Below are 19,082 nucleotides of genomic sequence, written 5' to 3' on the forward strand. Positions count from 1 at the left end.
CCGAGGGTACGGAGGCGATGGTGCTGATACGGCGAGCCGTGGCGGCGGCACTGGTGCTGGTCGGGCTCGTCGTGGGTGCCCCAGCGGGGCAGGCGCGTGCGGCCCCCGCCGAGACGGGCCGGTACTACGTGGTGGGGCCGGCGGTCGACGGCCAGAGGGAGTACCTGTACGCCATTGCCCTGCGCACCCTCGGCAACGGCAACCGGTACCGGGAGATCGTCGACCTCAACGTGGGGCGCAAGCAGCCCGACGGCGCGACATTCACCGACGGCCTGGTGCTCGAACCCGGCTGGATGTTGGTGCTGCCGGCGGACGCGAAGGGCCAGGGGGTACGCATCGGCCGGATGCCGACGGTCGCCGCGCGGTCGCCGCGACCGGCGCCGAGCACCGTGGCACCGAGCGCCGCCCCGTCGAGCCCGGCACCCCGGTCGACCGCCCCGTCTCCACCCGCACCGTCCACACCGGCCCCTTCGACGGCTGCCCCGTCCACGGCCGCCCCGCCGCCCCCCTCGGCCCCGGCCGTGGCGACGACGGAGACCGAGGCCCTCGCCCGGCCGCGGGAAGAGCGGACGGTGACCACCGATCCCGTCAGCCCACTGCTGGTGCGGGGTGGTGCCGGCGTACTGGCGGTGATCTTCGCCGTGGTGGCGCTGATGCTGCTGCGCCGGGTGGGATCACGCCGGGGCGCGCTTGCCCTCACCGACGACGGACCGTGGCCGCCACAGCGGCACCACACACCGACCCCCGCCGAACTCGCCGCCGGTCACTCCCCGCCGCCGTCGGTCGCTCCAGGGCCATCCGAGGTGACGGCACCCCTCGTCCTGCCGGCGCCGCCGACGATCCCGATCCGGGGCGGTACGCGGCCGGGCGAACCTCCCGTGGCACCGTCCACTCCGGTCCCGCCGGTCGTGCATCCGAAGGCTGAGCCTCCGGATCCGGTGCCGGAGCGCGCGGTCGTCGGGCCGCCGGCCGAGCAGGCGCCGGTGCCTGCGCCGGAGGTGCCACGACCGACGGTGCCGAGCGGCGACGAGGTCCCCTACCTGAGCGCCGATCTGGACACCGAGGCCGGTCCGATGCGGGTCCGGCTGGCCGGGGTGGCGACGGGACGTGGATCAGCGCCCGCGTACGCCTGGCTCGGCGAGCGGGAGCCCGCCCCGCCGGCCATCCTCCCGCTGGTGCTGGGCAGCCAGGGCCCCTGGCGGCTGCACGTCGACCTCGGTCGGGCCCCGGACGTCCTCACCCTCGTCGGCCCCGTCGACGACTGCCGGCGTGCGGCCGTGCTCCTCGCCCGGCGGCTGCATGCCGGTGGCATCGGCGTGGCCGTGGTCGGCGCGGCACTCGGCACGGACGCCCCCGGCGGCAGCCGGGTCCTGGACGCCCTGCCACAGCCGCCCACGCCGGAGGAGGAACTGCCGAAGCCGTACGTGGTGTTCACCGCCGGGTTGCCCGCCGGTGGCGCGGCCGGCGCGCGGAGCCTCGCCGCCACGACGGGCGGACGGTGCGTGCCGGTGGTGACCGGTCCGGTTCCCAGCGGCCGGTGGTCGATTCAGGTCGGGCCGGATGCCGGGGCGGTGGCGGCGGACTGAAGCCGACGCAGCGTGGCGGGCAGCGGCCCAGGGGTGACGCCACGGCTGCGCTGCCAGCCGCCGTCGCGGGCCTCGTGGACGCGCCGCACCTGGATCCGGTCGTAGGAGCGGCTGCCCAGGATCAACTCCACCCCGGCCCGGTGCAGCGAGTCCACCCGGGTCCGCACCGAGGCGAGCGGTGCGAGCACGGCGGCGGTGGCGCCGACGTCGACGGTACGGCTCCGGGGCACCCGCACCTCCACCAGCAGCCGGCCGGGTCGGGCCGCTGGCGGTTGCCGGTACAACCGCAGCCAGCCCCGGGGAAGACCGCGCGACCGCACCGGCAGGAGGGCGTACGCCTTCCGTGTGCCGAACTCGGGCCAGCGGCGTACGTCGTTCGGCAGCCCGGCGGTCGAGCGGGCGGTGGGGGCGGACCGGATCCGCAACGTCGCGCCGTGCGCCTCGCCGACCGGCATGAGCCATCCGACGCCCTCGGTGCGGAACCCGCCGACCGGGCGCACCCGATCCAACCGGGCCGCCGGCAGCAGGTAGGTGTCCGACGTGCCGAGGAGGTACTGCAATCGGGCCGGTACGTGGGATCGCAGCGCGGCAACCGCGATCGCGCCGCCCGGCTCGATCCGTACCCGCAGGAGATCGCAGCCCTCGGGCGCGGACCGGGGGTCGAGGAAGGCGATCAGGAACAGCTCGGCGCTGGGCATGCCGTCGGCGACGACCCCGGCCGGGTCGCCCGGCGTCCGGACGAACGCCTCGAATGTCTCCGCGTTGACCTGCTGGCCACGGCGCAGCCAGGGCGGGCCGTAGTCCGAGGCGCGGCGCCGCTCGGTGACCAGCGCGGGGCGGGGCAGCGGCGAGGTCAGCACCGCCGTGGGCGGATCGGCCGGCCCCTCCGCCGTCTGCTGGTCTGCCGCCGACCCGTCTGTCGACTTCTTTGGCGGCGTACCGACGGCCGCGCCATCCTTCGGTGTGGCGTCGGTCACGCTCGCGTCTGCCGGCGTTCCGTCCGCGGCCTCCTGGTCCGCCGCCGGCGCCTCGTCGGCGCCAGCCGTCGGGCCACCCACGCCGGACGCCGGCTCGGCCGGTCCGTCCGCCTCCGTGGTGGCAACCGGACGAGGCGCCACGCCACCCGCGACGGTCAGCGCGATCCGTTCCCGGGTGAGTCGCGACACCAGCAGACCGTCGGGAGTGGCGTCGAGGGTCGCCGGACCGTCGGCGTACCTCGGCCGGTACGCCCGCCACGGCGCGACGGCGCCCGCGGCGTCGAGCGCCCGCAGGTCCCGGTGGTCGTCGATCAACTCTGCGCGGCCTCCCGGCGGCGGCGTCCAGACCGTGGCGCCGGTCGTCTCGGCCAGCTCGACGGTCTGCTCGGCGAGTCGGGCCTGCTCGTCGGCGTCGGAGGGCCAGGTCAGCCAGAGCCGCAGGTCGGCGCCGTAGAGGGGAAGGTCGCCCACGAGGGCGGCGAGCTGACGGCCGCTGTGCACGCCCTGGGTGCCGCTGTAGTTGCCCACCAGGAAGCCGTCGGCGCGGGCCGTGACGGCAACGGTGACGATGCCCTCGGAGATCAGGCCGAGCCGGTGCGCGGTGGCCCGGCGGGCCACGAAGTCGGCCCGGGTCGCGAGGGCGAGCCCGTCGGCGAGCGGCAGGCGCACCACGCCGGTGCGCGGGCGGACCAGGCCCTCGTCGAGGGCGAACCAGCCGGGCAGGTGGGTGGCGAGGTCGGGTGGCTGGAGTACGAGCCAGTCCATCGGCTGTCGGGTGACCCGGTGCAGCGGCACCGCGTGCAGTGGCCCGGCGGTCCCGGCGCTGCCGGCGTCGGCGCCGATGACTCGGGGGGCGGTGTGCCGGATGTCGGTGCCCTCCGGGCTGATCAGCACGTCGTGACCGAGCAGCCCGGCCACCTCGGTGAAGAGGTCAGCGTGCCGGGCGCCGTCGTCGGTGAGGATCCGGACGTCGTCGGCGGCGTCCCCGGTGCGCCGTACGAGGTCGGCGATGGACCGGGCATCGAGTAACCGGTTCGGGTCGGTGGGCACCATGAGCCGGCCTTTCGGGCCCGGGGCCAGCCACAGGTCGAAAAGCCCGGCGACCCGCCGGTGCCGGCGCGGGTCGAAGCGCCGGGTCGCTGGGACCCGGTCGATATCCCTGCTGGCCACCGCTCTGGCGGACCGTCCGAGTGCTGTCACCGCCGCCCTGCCTTCGTCCCCACCGGATCATCGTGACGTGATCCGCCCCATCCCACCACTGTGTACGGCCGCGCGACGAGGCGCGCCGTCATCACGAGTCCTAAAGAGACAGTCTCTCAGCCGCCGCCGGTACTCTCCATCGACCTCATGACGAGGTTCGTCGGGGCCTGGTTCAAATTGATTTGAACTAACGCGGCGCGAATCCGCAATAGACGGTGGAACGCGGTGACGTTCATGGCCGTGGTGACTAAAGGAGGACACCCAGTGCTGGCGAAGCACCCCATCCTTGCCCGCCTGCTCGTGGTGGTGATGACCGGTTGCGTGCTTCTGGCCGTACCCCGGCTGTCGGCGGCGAGCCCCACACCCGACAGCCGGCCGTACGTGAAGTACTACGTGGTCGCGGCCCAGTACCAGGGCCAGCCGGAGAATTTGACCGACATCGCGTGGCGGCTGCTCGGCAGCGGCGAGCGGTCCGATGAGATCTATCACCTGAACACCGGACGGGTGCAGCTGGACGGGCTCCGGCTGACCGACCCGGCAATCTTGACCGCCGGGTGGCACCTGGTGCTGCCCTGGGACGCCGCCGGTGAGGGGGTCAAGTACGGCCAGCTTCCGGCGCCACCGGCGCAGACCCCCTCGGCCCGTCCCGGCGGCACCGCGAAGCCCAGCGGCACCGCGAAGCCCAGCGGCAGCCCGTCGCCCACGGCGAGCCCGACACGCAGCAGCCCTGGACCCGGCGGTGGCGGCACCCAGAAGTGCGCCGCCGCCGCCGGGTCCAGCAGCCGCTCGGACTGGGCGCAGTTGCGGATGGCCGCCGACAGCGCCTGGACCCTGACCCGGGGCAACGGAGTGAAGATCGCGGTGGTCGACACCGGCGTCGACGCGACCCTCCAGCAGTTGAGCGGCCGGGTCGCCGTCGGCGCGGACGTGACCGTCGGCAATGGCCGCGGCGACACCGACTGCGTCGGTTCCGGCACCGCGATGGCGGGCATCATCGCCGCTGACAGCAGCGTCGACGGCAGCCCGGTCGGGATCGCCCCGGACGCCACCATCCTGCCGGTCCGGATGGTGGGGTCCGGTGCTGCCCGAGCGGCCGACGCGGCGACCGCCATCGAGGTGGCGGTGAGCGCGGGCGCGTCCGTCGTCGCGCTCGGCTCCCACGTCGACCTGGCCGCTCCGGCGGTGGCGGCCTCGCTGACCACGGCCCTCAATCACGACGTGCTGGTGGTGGCGGGCGCACCGACCAAGACGACACCGCTGCCGTCGGCGGGCAGCGGGGCCGCCGGCGGTGCCCTGCTGCTCACCGGCGGGGTCGGACCCGCCGACCAGTTCGCCGAGGAGTATCCGGAGGGGACCGTCGAGGTCGTCGCGCCGGGTGTCGACGTGGCGAGCCTCGGCACCGGCGGCAGGGTGGCCGGCAGGACCGGCACCGGCCTCGCCGTCGCCTTCGTGGCGGGACAGGCGGCCCTGATCCGGGCGGCCGAGCCGAACCTCACCGCAGCCCAGGTCAAGGAGCGGATCCTCGGTACCGCCGATCCCATCGGCGGGCAGGACCCGCACCCCAAGTTCGGCGCTGGGATGATCAACCTGGCCACCTCGATGGCGGGTGCCCTGGACAACCAGGGTCCGGTGGCCGCGAGGCAGGACAGCGGAGGCTCCGGCGCGGCGATCATCGTCCTGCTGGGCCTGGCGCTGGTGTGCGCAGGTGGTGTGTTCTTCGGCCTTCGGATGCGCCGCCGCCGTTACGCCGGCTGAGCGTCTCGTTACAGACGCCGGTGCCCGGCGGCCGCCCTTTCGGGGACGGGCCGCCGGGCACCGGCTGTTACGAAACAACCCCTGCTGGGCCGGGCTACTTCTGGGTGAAGGTCTGCTTCAGGTTGAACACGCAGATCCAGATCACCAGCGGCGCGCCCGCCGCGTGGCCGTCGACGTCCAGGCACTTGTCCGTCGCGCGGTTGAAGAGCGAGCGGCGCCCGTTGCTCTCGATCCACTCCCATTTCTGAGCGGGCCCGGCGGTGCAGTTGGCGGACTGCACGGGAGCGCCGTCGCGCTTCTCACCCCAGGCGACGTCCAGGCAGAGGCCGTTCGCCCGGACGGTGCCGTCGGACGCGAAGGACCACCACTGGTTCCGCACCTCCTGGCACTTGCGCAGCGTTGCCCGTACGCCGTCGCCTTCGCCGCCGTTGACGCAGAGCCCGGTCTCCTGGCCGACGATCTGCTTGACGCCGGCCGGCCGGACCGGTGGCGCCGGCACCTTGGTGGGCTCGTCGGGCCGCTCGTCCTGCGCGGGCGGAGGCTTGGCGACGGCCTGGCTGGGGGTGGGGGACGGCGACCCGGACGGTGAACCGCTGGGCGACGGGGGTGTGGCCGGGGTGGTCGGCGTGGTCGGCTTCAGGCGGGCGTCGAGGGCGTAGAACTCGGTGTTCTCCCGGACGGTCCGCAGGAACACCTGGGTGGGGCCGTCGAGCTCCCCGCCGGTCTGCCGCACGGTGGTGGGCCCGTTGCGGAACGCGGCCAGCGCCAGCAGGTACGGGTCACCCTCGATACCGTCCAGCTCGCTGCGCAGCGCGCACATCACGCTACCGACCGCAGGTATGGCCACCTGCGGGTCCCAGACCGAACCCTGGGCCGGGCCGTGCTCCTGCCACACTTCGGGCAGGAACTGCGCGATCCCGCGCTGGCCCTCGTCGCCGAGCATGTTCGGGTCGAAGCCGGACAGCGCCATCACCTGGCCGGCGACCGCCGCGGGCGGCACCTCGGGGCAGGCGGACCCGGCCCGTACGACGAGCTGGACGTACTCCGCCGGAACTGCCTGCGGCTGCTGCGGCTTGCTGTTCGGTCGGGGCTCGCCGGCCCCGCCGAACGGCACCAGGTTTGCGTAGAAGGCGGCGTACCCGCTGGCGTGGTCGACGTAGTCGACGGAGCTGGACGGCACTCCCTTGGCCTTGCGTACCTCGTCGATACCGGCGTTGAACGCGGCCAGCGAGAGGCGCCAGGGGTCGCCCGCGATCTTGGTCACTCGGACCTGGCCGCTCAGATCGCACATCTTGTGGGCCAGGGCGAGGATGTTCGCCGCGCTGTCCGAGCGTTGCGCACCTGGCCACGGCACCCAGGCCTGCCATGCCGCGTCGTCCAGGCCGGCGATGCCCCGGCCGCCGGAGGCGGTCCGCTTGGCCTGGCCGTCGAGCCCCGACTCGGCCATGAGCTGGCCGGCGAGCCGAGCCGGGGTCAGGGCCGGGCAGGAGCGGGCGGCGGACCGGATCGTGGTCAGTTGCTCGTCGGACACGGCCCGACCGACAAAGTCATCGTCCTGAGCCGAGGCGACTCCCCAGCTGACGGTGGCGACGACCGCGGACAGCACCGCCAGGCCGGCGACCACCCCGGCGGCCGCGCGACGCGAGATCGGACCCAGCCGGCTACGGGTGGAGGGCTGATCGGGTTCCACGGGAGCATCCCTTCCGGTGTTGGCATTGCTGTCTCGACGGACGCGCGCTGCCCTCGGTTCACCGGCTCGTGATCGGATCGAACGAAATTTTCCTGCGAGGTATTGAACCGAGGGGCACGCCGAGCCGTCAACGCTGCAACCGCCGGCCCGCGTTGCGTGTCACGCCGCAACGACGCCGACGGCTGACCGTCAGACCCTTTGATCGGAGTTGATTAATGCTGACTCGCCGCAGGATGCTCCGGATCGGACTTGCCGGAGCTGCCGTGGTCGGGGCACCCCTGGCGGCCGCACCCCTGATCTCGCGGGCCTACGCCGCCGACGGGCTGCCGTTGAACATCGTGAACAGTACCGGCCGTTTCGACAGTGCCGCGATCACCATGTACGTCGTCGGCACCGACCTGGCGACCGGCCGGATGGGGTACGTCCGCGAGAGCGGCACGTTCACCCCCGCCAACCCGGCCGACAACGGCCCGGACGGCTTCGCCAATATCGGGGTACGCCTGGACGCCTCCGGCACGACCCGGTTCGTGCTGCCCAAGATGTCCGGTCGGATCTACTTCGCGATCAACGAACGGCTGAGGTTCACCGTGGTCAGCGGCGGTGACGGCCAGCCGGCGTTGCAGTACCCGGTGGGCTGGGCCGAGGGCGACCCGGCGTTCGGTGTGCTGCACGACTGCTGCGAGTTCACCTACAACGACTCCGTGCTGGCCTGCAACACCACGACGGTGGACATGTTCAGCATCCCGATGGCGATCCGCCTGCGCGGCAACACCGAGCAGGTCGCCGGCAAACTGGTCGACGGTGGACGAGAAGCGATCTTCGCGGAGTTGGCCCGCCAGCCCGGCTACGAGCGCCTCGTCATCGGAGACGGGCTGCGGGTGATCGCGCCGGGCAAGGGCATCGAGACGGGCCGGTTCGATCCGCACTACTACGACAGCTACGTCGGTGAGGTGTGGGACCGCTACAGCCGTACCGAGCTGCGCGTGCACACGCCGTCCGGGACCCGCCGGGGCCGGGTGGCCGACGGGCGGCTGGTCTTCGACGGCGTGCGAGCCTTCGACCGGCCCTCGACGTTGGACGTCTTCTACTGCGCCGGTGCCCTCGGCACGACGGGTGACGAGGCCGCCAACCAGGTGGCACGAGTCCTCGGTGCCGGCTTTAACCGGTCCACCTTGGACCAGCACGATCACCCGACCACCAACCGCAGCGCTTTCTACCAGCATCCGGTCACCAACCACTACTCACGGGTGCTGCACCGATACTCCGCCGACGGCAAGGCGTACGGGTTTCCCTTCGACGACGTGATCGAGGACGCCTCGTACATCCAGGACACTGCTCCCCAGGAGATGACCATCACACTCACGCCGTTCGGCGGAGGACGGGTGGAGGTGCCGGCGCCGTCGGGCACCGAGGCGGTCGTCGTGCCGCCGGTCGTGTCGGCCGGACAAGCCGCACCGGGCTCCCGGGGGGTGGGCGAGGAGATCGCCGCCGCGAGTTTTGACCGGCAGCACGGGGTCCAGACCGAGGCATCCAGCGAGGGTGGAGAGCACATCGGCTTCCTCGCCAACGGTGACTGGGCCGGTTACCAGGGGGTCGACTTCGGCGGCACACCGGTCACCCAGTTCCAGGTGCGGGTCGCCTCCGGAGCGCCGGACGGGGTCTCCGGCCTGGTCGAGGTGCGCCTCGACGCTGCGGACGGCCCGCCGGTGGGCGAGATCGTGGTGGCCAGCACCGGCGGCTGGCAGAGCTGGACGACGGTGTCGGGCAACCTTGCCCCGGTCACCGGCACGCGCGACGTCTACCTGACGTTCACCAGTGGGCAGCCGCAGGAGTTCATCAATGTCCGCTGGCTGCGGTTCAGCACGTGAGCGCGGCCGTACTCGTCGATGCCGACCGGCGGAGCGAGCTCACCACCGTGAATCCCCGCGCCGACCGGTCCACACCAGACACAACGGCCCCTCCGTCGGGTCAGGACGGACGCCGCCGACGACCCGGCGCCGCCGGGCCCCGGTCAGCCGCCGGCACCGCCGACTCACGCCTGCGTGAACCCGTTGGGCGGCGGCCACGATGGTCGTCTGTCGGATCCGGCTATCCTTCCCCTCAGGGTGTGATCGACGTTGACACGTCGGCGCGACCGCACGGGCACGACCCGTGCGTGAGGGGGAGGCGTTCTGTGTCGGCGGTGCCCAACGAAGCGCTGGGATCTGAGGTCGTCGGCGACACCGTGACCGGGCAAACCTCTCCGGATGCCCTGATGCGGTCGATCCACGAGCAGTACCGGGGCCCCTTGCTGCGGTTTCTCACCCGGCTCGTCCTCGGTCAGCATGAGTTGGCCGAGGATCTGGTGCAGGAGACGTTCCTGCGGACCTGGCGAAACCTGGAGACGCTGGCCGCCGATCCACGGCGGATCGCCCCCTGGCTCTACACCGTCGCCCGACACGTGGCGATCGACGCGATGCGCGCCCGGCAGGCCCGGCCGCCCGAGGTCGCCATCCCCGACCTGAACCGGCTCTCCGTCCCGACGGACGACATGGACCGGGTGGCGTCCGCGCACACGGTCCGGCTGGCGCTGCAGCGGATCTCGGCGGAGCACCGCGCGGTGCTGATCGAGATGTACTACAAGGGCTCGTCGGTCGCCGAGGCCGCGGAGAGACTAGGAATACCGGAGGGTACGGTAAAGTCCAGGACGTACTATGCGGTGCGCGCGCTGCACGCGGCAATTGGTCCGATCGAGTCGTCCTGATGGCACCTCTCCTGATGCCTCGTCGCCCCGGGGCCTCGCCAGGTCTCCAGCACGGCGGTCGTTGCGGGCGGCGACACGCCGTTCGCGGTGCTCTGGGTCCGAGATGGGGGGCGTGATGCGAACCGGCGAAGAGAATCCGACTGCCGAGCACGCCACGCTGGCCCGCTATCTGCTCGGTGCTCTGGACGAGGCCGAGCGCGTCGCGTTCGAGGCGCACCTCGCCGGCTGCTGGGAGTGTCTGTCGGCGGCGGGGCAGATGGGCAGCGTGACCAGTGCCCTCCCCGAGTTGGACGCCGCCGACTGGGAGGCGATCGCGTCCCTTCCGCCGGACTTCGCGCTGCCGGAGTTCGTGCCGCCGACCGAGCCCGACACGTCGGCGGTCGTGCGACCGACCGAGCCCGACACGTCGGCGGTCGCGCCACCGGCTTCCGGTCCGACTCTCCCGCCGGGCGGCCTCGCGGTCGAACGCGAGGCCGGCCCGCCTGAGCCCTCGGACGACCCGCCCGGGGCGACGGCTTGCGCCCCGGCCGGCCCTGGAGCTGACGTGACCCGCCGCCGGAACCGCCGTGGCGGCGCCGGTCCACGTACCGTCGGGTCGGCCCGGCCGGCCGGAAGCCGACCGGGAACGCCAGCCGCACCCGAGAGCCGCCCGGGTCGCCCGTCGAGCGACCCACGACGTCGCCGGCTCAAGCTCTGGGCCGGGGCGGCCGCCGCGGTGCTGGCCGTCGTCATCGCCGGCGGTGGTGTCGTGGCCGGCCTCGGCCCCACGAACAGCGACGTGGTGCTCACCGCGAACGGGGAGGCGCCCGCCCAGGGCGTGAGTCTCGCCGTCACGATCACCACCGACCAGGACAGGTCGAGCATCAAGGTCACCGCCATCGGTCTGCGTCCGGGCCTGCGCTACCGCCTCTTCGGGGTGACCCGGGACGGCGCCACCCATGTGATCCGCGACTGGACGGCGTCGTCCGGGCCGCAGGACGTGGCCGCCGAGCTGTCGCTGCCCGTCAACGACCTCGCGTTCGTCACGGTGGGGCTTGTCGACGGCACGGCGATCGTCACCGCTCCGATCTCCCGCTGACCCGCCCGCCGACCGGCGGGTGGGCGGGCTCCCCACGGATTGGGCTGAACCGAACGTCGGCGGCAGCCGTAGGGCCTGCGACGGCGATGACCGAGGCCCACCGGAGGTGTCCATGCCCGAGCAGACGCGAGCGCCCAACCCACACGTCGAGCGGCTGGCGCTGAAGATTGTCGAGAATGACCTGCGCCGGATCGCGCAAGCGGCTCACAACCGCTCGCCCGATCTGGCGAACAAGTGGAACGACGCGAGAAAATTCGTCGACGGCAAGCAGCGCGACCTCGACCGCAAAGGACCGCCCCCGCCCGGCGAGACGCGCCGACGCGACCGGGACCCGGGTCAGGATCTGGACCCGGCGGAAGCGCAGTGGCAGCCGGAGACCGTTGTCCACCAGAGCTCGGAGAGCACCTTCGGGCGCCTGGTGCGGGAGCTGTTGCAGATGCTGGACGGGTCGTCGACGCAGCCGACCGCGACGTATCCGGCCTCGCAGGGGCCACCGCACGCGACGCCGGGGCCGTGGCCGGCTCCGCCCCCGCCCGTCACGCCGTACAGGCTGCCTCTCCACGACCTGCCGATGGACGTCCGACCGATGTCCGAAATAGACGAAGCGGTGCTGCGCAGCCACCTCACCGATGCGGTCGACTCGATGCTGAAGGACAGCCCCGCGCTGAAGGAACTGTACGACCAGGTCGGCCTGCCCACGGTGTCGCACTTCCTCAAGGGCCGCGCGGACGGGCCCGAGCCAACGCCGGACGGGGCCGAGGCGAGGTTGGACGGGGCCGAGACCCGGCTCGACCGGGAGCCGACCGCCGCCGACGTGGCCGCGCTCACCAGCCCGGGCGGCGACCGACCACCGTCCTCCCGGCGCGGGTCGGAGACATCGATCGCGAATGTGGCCGCCCTCCGGTCGACGCCCGCGGTGTCGCCGAACACCACGCCGGTCTCGCCGGTCAGTCGACGGCCGAGCACCGTCGTGCCGAGCCGGACCGCGATGCGGCGGTAGCCTCGCGGACCAGCGGCCTCCCGTCTTCCCTCGGCCGGGTGGCCGCGGTCGCCGCCGCGCACGCCCGCGCCGGTTCGGAGTTCGTGGATCAGGTTCGTGAGGTGTTGACCGGCGTGGCCGGGCCGGGATCGACCCCGACCTGCTCGCCGACGGCCACAACACCATGAACGCCCTCACCGACCTCGCCGCCGGCTGTCCCTGGCTTAAGCCCTGATTAGTTACCCGTCCGGTACGCCGACGGTCGAATACCGGTCTCTCGCAGGAAGGCCGCCGAAAACTGCGCGGTGCCGCCGAACCCGCAGCGGATCGCAGTCTGTCCTACCCCCATCCCACGTTCCAGGTAGCGGCGGGCCTGATCAATGCGCAAACGGGTCAGGTACCGGGCCGGGGTCAGCCCGGTGGTCTGCCTGAACACCCGCAGGAAGTGAAAGGTGCTGAGGTGCACCTCCCGTGCCAGATCGGCCAGTCGCAGTGGTTCAGCCATACGCTCGTTCATGAGCTCGATAGCGGCGTGGACCCGCTTGTCCTCACGACCCACCCGTTCGGCCTCTCCGGGCCGGCCCAGCAGGTGAACCGCGAGGAACTCAGCAGCCGTCTGAGCATGAAGGTCGCCGGCGCCCCGGCGTGCCGCGCTCGCGAGTGATGGCAGTAGCGACGGGAGTAGTTCGTCATCGCTGGGGACGTGTGTTGCAGTCGGGAGACTCATCTCAGCTGCCACCCTGCGGACCGTGTGGCCGGGCAGATGTAGGTGGACAGTGGACATCGGTTCCGAGAGCTCGAACCGCAGGCGGCTCTCATCGCCGCCCACGGACCCGCCGATCAACCCCGGAGCGACCGGAACAGTCTTGCGTTCGTTGCCCTGCTCGATCCGCATCGTGCCCTGCCCGGCCACGACCAGCCACACGTGGTAGCTGGATGTGGCGGGCAGGTCGACCTCGCCGACCTTGTCCAGATGATCGAAGCTCTGGACAAGCAATGCACGTCAGCCTGCGGCGTCCCAGCTGTACAGATTCGTGTGGAGTCGTGACGTGTCGTATCCCGCGTAGGCGGCGAAGTCGAACTGGGCCTCGCGATTCACCGATCGACGCTAACACCGCAAGATCGATGCGGCTGTCCGCAATCTCACGTAACAACCGATCACGCCCACGCTTCTACCGTCGGGGAATGCCTCACCGCTACTCCATCAACGCGCGCTCGAACGCCGCTCCCACGGCCGTCTATGATGCGCTGCTGCGTGCCGGCTCCTGGCCAATGTGGTCACCTATCGACTCGGTGACCCTGGCAGACGGCCGCGACCCGTGGGATCGCGGCCGTGTAGGCGACGTCCGACTCTTCCGCACAGGACGGGCTCTGAGCCGCGAATCAATCGAAGATCTCGATCCCGATCGGCGCTTCGTCTACAGCAATCCCTCCGGACCGTTTCGCAGCTACCGCGGTCAGATAGAACTGATACCTGACGGCTCCGGGACTAAGATCAACTGGCAGGCCGAGTTCGAGACGAACATCCGTCTGATGGGTCCGATCATGCGCCTCTACCTGCTGCGCTTCATGCGTCGGATGGCGTGGGGACTCGCCACCTACGCGGAACGGCCGACGATGACGAGCAAGTAGTTGTGAGCAGGGCAGCAGCCGGCGACAGGTCATCAGGTCCGGCAACCAGCCGACGGCAGCGTTCTCATTACCCTGCGGCGGATGGTCGGCGCCACGGTGGACGTGACTCGGCGGGTGCCGAACGCGGTGTCGCCCAGGGCGATCCATCACCGAGGCAGTGCCAGTCACCGACGGTGAACACGGCGGGCTGCTGCCCGACCTCGCAATAGCCCTGACCCCCCTTGCCGAGCCGGAGCCCAACGCGGCGGTCGCCTCGCTGACCTGCGGCCTCCCGTCCCCCTCGGTCGGGAGGCCGCCCGCCGGACTCAGTACGGGTCGACCTGCGGGACCTCCTTGGCCCGGTGCGCGCCGGGCTTACAGCCGGCGAACGGACCGGACGGGTCGCGCAGCGTATTCATCACCGGGCCGAGGTGGTCGCGGTGCCAGTTCGCCGGTCCACTCAGCCCGGCGTTCGGGCCGGTGAGCTCCTGCCACGCCAACCACAGCCCGTAGAACTGGGCGACGGCCTCGGGATGCTGCCACCACCGGGAACACCAGGGCGCGGTCGAGGAGACCTCCCGGGCGTAGACGGGCACGAGCAGGTGCCGTACCCACATCGTCAGCATCCGCAGCGCCTCGGCGTGCTCGTCGCCCTCGAGATAGAGGATGAACGGCGGCTTCCTCGGCGCGGGTGGGGCTGACGCGTCCGTGGCCGGCGGAGCCGGTTCCCCGGCCGACTGTGCGGGCTCGGCGGCCCGCTGCTGCTCCTGTGCTGACAGCATGTCCTCTCCTTCTCGGTTGGTCGATGAGCTCGTGGTCAGCCCGGGGCGGCGAAGTTCTGCGTCCAGTACGGGCCGTCCCCGTTGTCGGCGCGGCCGATCCCGATCTCGGTGAACGCGCAGTTGAGGATGTTGGCCCGGTGTCCGGGGCTGTTCATCCAGGCGTCCATCACCGCCTCCGGCGTCGGTTGGTTGTACGCGACGTTCTCCCCGTAGGTGCGCCACACGTAGCCGGCCCGGTCCAGCCGTTGGCCCACGTCGCTGCCGTCGCTGCCGGTGTGCGACATGTTCCGGTGGTCGGCCTGGTCCTGGCTGTGCCGCATCGCTGCCGTGGTCAGTTCCGGATCGCTCTGGACCGGAGCGCAGCCGGCCTCGCTCCGTCTGGCGTTGACCAGTTCGAGGACCCCGCCGCCGGTGGTGGCGCTGTCGCCACCATCCGCACCGTCGTCGTTTTCGTTTTCGTTGTCGTCCTCGGTGGTCGCCTCCGAGGTCGGGCCGGTGGTCGTCGGGGTGGCGTACGGCTCGCCGAGAATCCCCATGTACTGGCCGAAGTAGGCGCGTACCTTCGCGGTGTAGGCCCGGGTGTTCGTGCTCGGGCTGACCCCGCCGGCCTCGCGTACCGCGTCGATCCCGTCCTGGTACGCGGACAGGGTCAGGTCGAGGACGTTGCCGATCACCTTCCCCTCGTCCAGCAGGGTCTGCACCTCCTTGGCGAGCGCGCACATGTACTTCGCCTGCGCCATGATCGAGTCTTCCGGGTCCTCCGGGCGGGTCTTGTCGTTGTCGTCGGTGTCCTCGCCGTACTTCTCGAAGATCTCGGGGTCGAGCTGGGAGATGCCCACCTTCCCGTCCTCGCCGACCTTCGCGGTGTACCACCCGGAGCCCACCTGGATCTGGGCGGCGATGACCACCGGACCGATCTCGGTGCACTCCTTGCCGGCGTCCTCGATGGTCTCCAACAGCGAGGCCGGCACCTGCTCGGTGTCCAGTTCGCCCTTGCCGTCTCCCCGTCCCGCCTCGATGGACTGCCGGGCGGCGTCCTGGACGTCGATGTCCGGCCCGCCGCCGCTTCCGCTGAACCCACCGAAGAGCCAGATGAGCAGGATCAGCGGGAGTAGCAGGATGTAGAGCGCGCCGACCACGACGACCAGGGCGCCGCCGACGGCCAGCGCGATCGGGCTGGACATCAACGCCATGCCGCCACCGATCGCCGCGCCGATCACGGCGATCCGGGTGCCGCTGCCCTCCCCACCCGCACCGGAACCACTCACGTCGCCTCCCGTCCTCGGGTCGCTTGAAAAATCTGGAACTCGTCTTGAACCGGGGCGTCGGACGCCCCGTAGAGGCGTCCGTCAACGAGCCGGACGGCCGCACAACGGGGCCGAGGGCCTGTCGGTTCAAACCCGGTCGGGACAGATCAGATCGGGATTCACGAGGAGGAGGTGGATGGCATGATGCCCGCGACGACGGTCGGGCCGGCATCGCGCGTGCCACCGGGATCGGTGTCCGCGCGGACACCGGGCCACAGCCCCGCCACGCAGCCCCGCCGGTACCTCTCCGAGGAGGGGATTGGCTGGATCGCGGCGCACGGGGGCGCCGGCACGACGACACTGGCCCGGCTCCTCGGCGGCACCGACCTCGGCTGCCGATGGCCGGACGCCGCGTTGGCCGAACCCGCCACGGTCATGCTGGTGGGCAGGACCAACGCGGAGGGGATCCGGGCACTGTCGCGGGCCCTCAACGCGTTGCGGGAGGGTCGGCACCCACCCGGCATGCGGCTGACCGGCCTGGTGCTGCTCGCCGACGCCCCGGGCCGGCTGCCGATGGCGCTGTCCCGGCGGATCCGGGTGCTGCGCTCGGTGGCCCCGGTGCACCGGGTGCCGTGGGTCCCGGAATGGCGTCTGGGCCGCCAGGCGCGTACGACGCCGAAGGCGATGCTGCGGCTGGCCACGGCGGCCGGTCTCCGTTCCGACACGCGGGGGAGACCGTCGTGAACCTCGATTTCGAATCTATCCGCGCGGCAGATCCGAGCCCGTTCGTGCCGCCGCCCGGGTACACCCCGGTCTCCGAGGCGAACGACCTGCTCGGCCTGCTCGCCTGGTGTGTGACGGCGGCTGCGATCGCCGGTCTCATCGTCGTCGGCATCCAGATGGCCTTGCAGCTCAACCGTGGTACGCCGGGCGAGGGTGCCGAACACTTCCGTGGCCTGGTTGTCGTCGCGCTCGCCTGTGTCCTGGGCGCCTCGGCCGGCCCTCTCGTCGCGTTCTTCGGCGACCTCGGTCTCTGACCACGTCGTCACCGGTCGACCGGGAGCCCCCGGATCGCCGATCGTCCTGATCCGCTTCCTCCACAAGGAGTTTTCCGATGTCGCTCACCAGCCTCAGCCAGTCCGCCGCCGCCCACGTCCTCGCCCGGCTGCCGATGGAGCCGGCTCCCGGCGGCGGTGGCGTGGTCAACCCGACGCCGAGTGCCCCCACTGCGCTCAGCGATCTGGTCAACAAACTGCTGGGGTTGATCGCCTGGGGCGGCACCGCCGCGGGGGTGGCCGGGGTGCTGATCACCGGCACGATGATGGCGATCTCGGTGAAGCGGGGCGAGAGCTCCGAGCACATGTCAAGGCTCGGCCTCGTCCTCGGTGGGTGCATCCTGGTCGCCGTCGCCGGCCCGGTGGCGAACTGGTTCCTCGGCGGCGGTGGGGACACCACCCAGGGCGGGGCCCAGTGACCGACGGCGGCCGACGATGGTCGGAGGACGGGAAACCGCCCTTCTGGACGGAACGGGGGTGGATCGTCTCCGCGGTCTTCCTCGCCGGGGCGGTCCTGCTCTCCGGGATGGTCTGGATCGGCGGGCTGGGCGGAGACGACTCGGCCGACCTGGGGGGTCAGGCCGCCGCGGGGCCCGCGAAGCAGCCGGCCCCACCCTGTCCCCCGACCTCCACAGTGGCGTCCGCTCCGGCGCAACCACCTGCCCCGACGAAACCACCCGCCGACGTGTCCTGGCGGGCCGTCGACGTCGGCTACCAGGTGCCGGTCTCGGCCAGCCAAGGGCCGCTGCGCATCGAGGGCGGGGTGCTCCGCTGCTTCGCCCACACTCCTATCGGTGCGGTGCTCGCGGCGCACATCATTCCGGTCAAGTTGGACGGCCCCGACTGGCAGACGGTTGCCGACCTTCAGGTTCTGCCCGGCCAGGGCCGGGAGGTGCTGACCGCCCGGCTCGACCGGGTGGTCAACAACAACCGTCGGGGTGGGGGCAACTACGCCGGCTACGCGGTCGACGCGTACACGCCGGAGGCGGCCACCGTGCAGCTACTCGTGCACGGCGCCGGGTCGTACATGGCGAGCCGGATCGAGCTGCGCTGGGACGACGGCGACTGGAAGCTCGCGCCGTCGCGGGTCGGCGTGGTGTTCGAGTCCATCGGCACGGTCGCCAGCAGCCGTGGCTTCAGTGTGTGGAGGCAGTGACACGTGTGTGACACAAGTCCGCTGAACAGCCTGAAGGACATCTTCGAGCTCATCATCAACCCGGTCGGGATGTTCGTCCGGATCATCGCCAACCTGATCCTCGCCGGGGCGATCTCGATCTTCGGTGAGTTGACCGACGAGGTGCCCACCCTCTCTGCGGAGGCGGACGGCGAGCCCTCCATGGCCGTCCCCGGGATGATCAGCGACCAGATCGAGTGGCTCATCGTCTACCTGGCGGTCGGCTCGATCCTCTTCGCCGCCGCCAAGATGGCGATGGATCGGCGCGCCGAGGCCGGCAAGGTGGCGCTGCGCGGCTTCCTCCGGGTGATCCTGGTGGCCGGGGCCGGCTCGTGGATAGCGATCAAGGCCGCCGCCATCTCGGACGACTACACCCGGCACCTCTTCTCCACGGCCTCCCTGAACATCATCAAGAGCGTGCCGTGCATCGACGACGGCTCCGGGATGGAGGCGTTCCTCCTCCTGGTCCTGGCCTTCCTGTTGCTGATCTCGGCCATCGTGCACGTCCTGCTGCTCTACGTCCGGCTCGGCGTGATGATCCTCCTGCTCGGCACCCTGCCGCTGGCCGCCGCCGCCTCCATGACGAACTGGGGTGCCGGCTGGTGGCGCAAGCACATCGGCTGGACGGTCGCCTGGCTGCTCTACAAACCGGCGGTCGGCCTGATCATGTATGCCGGCTCGCAGATGATCGCCCAGGGGAACAAATCCGAGGACGGCATCCACAGCCGAATAGCCGGGGTCGGCGTTCTGCTGCTGTCGGCGATCGCGCTCCCCGCCCTGCTCAAGCTCGTGGTCCCGGCAACGGCGGCGCTGGGCACCGGTGACCCCGCCGGCACCGCCATCTCCGCGGCCGGTGGCGCTATCGCCTCCGGTGCGAAGAAGATCGCCAGCGGTGCCGCGTCGTCGTCCGGCGGCAGTGTCGGCCCGTCCGGGTCACGCGCGCCCAGCGGTGCCTCCGGCCCCGCCGGCCGCGACGGTGGCTCCGCGAGCGGGGGTCGCGACGGAGCGTCGGGCCGCAACGGTGCCGGCGGGCGACCCGCCCCGAGCAGTGCCGGTGCCGCGACGAGCGGCGCTGGCGCCGCAGCGAGCGCCGCCGGACCCGCCGCCGCCGTGATCGGCGCGACGTACCAGGCGGCCCAGGTCGGCCGGCGCATGGTGTCCGGCGCGGTGGAGCGAGCCGACGGCGACGCGGGCCACAACTGACG

17 protein-coding genes are annotated in these 19,082 nt (G+C 71.8%); 12 read left to right on the plus strand and 5 right to left on the minus strand.

The annotated features are described in order from the left end of the window. Window positions 1–20 precede the first annotated feature (20 nt). Complete coding sequence (locus ABZ808_RS01210; RefSeq protein ID WP_356999183.1) at window positions 21–1,586, plus strand: hypothetical protein; 1,566 nt, start codon at window positions 21–23, stop codon at window positions 1,584–1,586. Here the strand turns inward: ABZ808_RS01210 and ABZ808_RS01215 are convergent. Next, a complete protein-coding gene (locus ABZ808_RS01215) occupies window positions 1,547–3,733 on the minus strand; it encodes a hypothetical protein (RefSeq protein WP_356999186.1) in 2,187 nt (728 codons plus the stop codon). The two genes, ABZ808_RS01210 and ABZ808_RS01215, sit on opposite strands and share 40 nt — an antisense overlap. A gap of 294 nt (window positions 3,734–4,027) precedes the next feature. Between ABZ808_RS01215 and ABZ808_RS01220 the strand changes: the two genes are divergently transcribed. After that, window positions 4,028–5,518, plus strand: coding sequence for a S8 family serine peptidase (locus ABZ808_RS01220; protein WP_356999189.1), 1,491 nt, complete (start codon window positions 4,028–4,030; stop codon window positions 5,516–5,518). Between the two features lie 94 nt (window positions 5,519–5,612). Here ABZ808_RS01220 and ABZ808_RS01225 read toward each other — a convergent pair whose 3' ends face one another. After that, entirely contained in the window at window positions 5,613–7,208 is a 1,596-nt protein-coding gene (locus ABZ808_RS01225) for a ricin-type beta-trefoil lectin domain protein (RefSeq protein ID WP_356999191.1), read from the minus strand. 263 nt (window positions 7,209–7,471) lie between these two features. Between ABZ808_RS01225 and ABZ808_RS01230 the strand changes: the two genes are divergently transcribed. From ABZ808_RS01230 to ABZ808_RS01245, 4 genes are all read left to right on the plus strand, one after another. Then, window positions 7,472–9,076: a beta-1,3-glucanase family protein gene (locus tag ABZ808_RS01230; protein ID WP_356999193.1), complete on the plus strand. Its 1,605-nt coding sequence runs from the start codon at window positions 7,472–7,474 to the stop codon at window positions 9,074–9,076. Between the two features lie 386 nt (window positions 9,077–9,462). Next, window positions 9,463–9,951, plus strand: a complete 489-nt coding sequence (locus ABZ808_RS01235; RefSeq protein WP_356999196.1) for a sigma-70 family RNA polymerase sigma factor — start codon at window positions 9,463–9,465, stop codon at window positions 9,949–9,951. Between the two features lie 115 nt (window positions 9,952–10,066). Beyond that, a complete protein-coding gene (locus ABZ808_RS01240) occupies window positions 10,067–11,029 on the plus strand; it encodes a zf-HC2 domain-containing protein (protein WP_356999199.1) in 963 nt (320 codons plus the stop codon). 112 nt (window positions 11,030–11,141) lie between these two features. Then, window positions 11,142–12,029 carry a hypothetical protein gene (locus ABZ808_RS01245; protein ID WP_356999201.1) on the plus strand — a complete coding sequence of 296 codons (888 nt, stop codon included), beginning with the start codon at window positions 11,142–11,144 and terminating at the stop codon, window positions 12,027–12,029. A gap of 214 nt (window positions 12,030–12,243) precedes the next feature. On the opposite strand, the gene ABZ808_RS01250 is transcribed toward ABZ808_RS01245, so the two are convergent. Beyond that, complete coding sequence (locus ABZ808_RS01250; RefSeq protein ID WP_356999203.1) at window positions 12,244–13,005, minus strand: AraC family transcriptional regulator; 762 nt, start codon at window positions 13,003–13,005, stop codon at window positions 12,244–12,246. A 188-nt stretch (window positions 13,006–13,193) separates the two neighbouring features. On the opposite strand from ABZ808_RS01250, the gene ABZ808_RS01255 reads away from it, so the two are divergent. Further along, the gene (locus tag ABZ808_RS01255) at window positions 13,194–13,640 is read left to right on the plus strand and encodes an SRPBCC family protein (protein WP_356999205.1); all 447 of its coding nucleotides are present in this window, start codon (window positions 13,194–13,196) and stop codon (window positions 13,638–13,640) included. 305 nt (window positions 13,641–13,945) lie between these two features. Here the strand turns inward: ABZ808_RS01255 and ABZ808_RS01260 are convergent, their stop codons facing one another. Beyond that, the gene (locus ABZ808_RS01260; protein WP_356999208.1) at window positions 13,946–14,401 is read right to left on the minus strand and encodes a DUF4913 domain-containing protein; all 456 of its coding nucleotides are present in this window, start codon (window positions 14,399–14,401) and stop codon (window positions 13,946–13,948) included. 35 nt (window positions 14,402–14,436) lie between these two features. Next, window positions 14,437–15,669 (minus strand): CAP domain-containing protein, encoded by a 1,233-nt coding sequence (locus ABZ808_RS01265; protein ID WP_356999210.1) that lies wholly within the window; start codon window positions 15,667–15,669, stop codon window positions 14,437–14,439. Window positions 15,670–15,900: 231 nt separating this feature from the next. On the opposite strand from ABZ808_RS01265, the gene ABZ808_RS01270 reads away from it, so the two are divergent. From ABZ808_RS01270 to ABZ808_RS01290, 5 genes are all read left to right on the plus strand, one after another. Then, the gene (locus ABZ808_RS01270) at window positions 15,901–16,392 is read left to right on the plus strand and encodes a hypothetical protein (protein ID WP_356999212.1); all 492 of its coding nucleotides are present in this window, start codon (window positions 15,901–15,903) and stop codon (window positions 16,390–16,392) included. Continuing rightward, window positions 16,389–16,685, plus strand: coding sequence for a hypothetical protein (locus tag ABZ808_RS01275; RefSeq protein ID WP_356999215.1), 297 nt, complete (start codon window positions 16,389–16,391; stop codon window positions 16,683–16,685). Before ABZ808_RS01270 ends, ABZ808_RS01275 begins: the two co-directional genes overlap by 4 nt. Window positions 16,686–16,762: 77 nt before the next feature. Continuing rightward, window positions 16,763–17,122: a hypothetical protein gene (locus ABZ808_RS01280; RefSeq protein WP_356999217.1), complete on the plus strand. Its 360-nt coding sequence runs from the start codon at window positions 16,763–16,765 to the stop codon at window positions 17,120–17,122. After that, window positions 17,119–17,859: a hypothetical protein gene (locus ABZ808_RS01285; protein WP_356999220.1), complete on the plus strand. Its 741-nt coding sequence runs from the start codon at window positions 17,119–17,121 to the stop codon at window positions 17,857–17,859. Before ABZ808_RS01280 ends, ABZ808_RS01285 begins: the two co-directional genes overlap by 4 nt. A gap of 3 nt (window positions 17,860–17,862) precedes the next feature. After that, window positions 17,863–19,080, plus strand: a complete 1,218-nt coding sequence (locus ABZ808_RS01290; RefSeq protein WP_356999223.1) for a hypothetical protein — start codon at window positions 17,863–17,865, stop codon at window positions 19,078–19,080. The last annotated feature ends 2 nt before the right edge of the window (window positions 19,081–19,082 follow it).

It is taken from the genome of Micromonospora sp. NPDC047527, from assembly GCF_040643015.1.
Lineage (GTDB): Bacteria > Actinomycetota > Actinomycetes > Mycobacteriales > Micromonosporaceae > Micromonospora.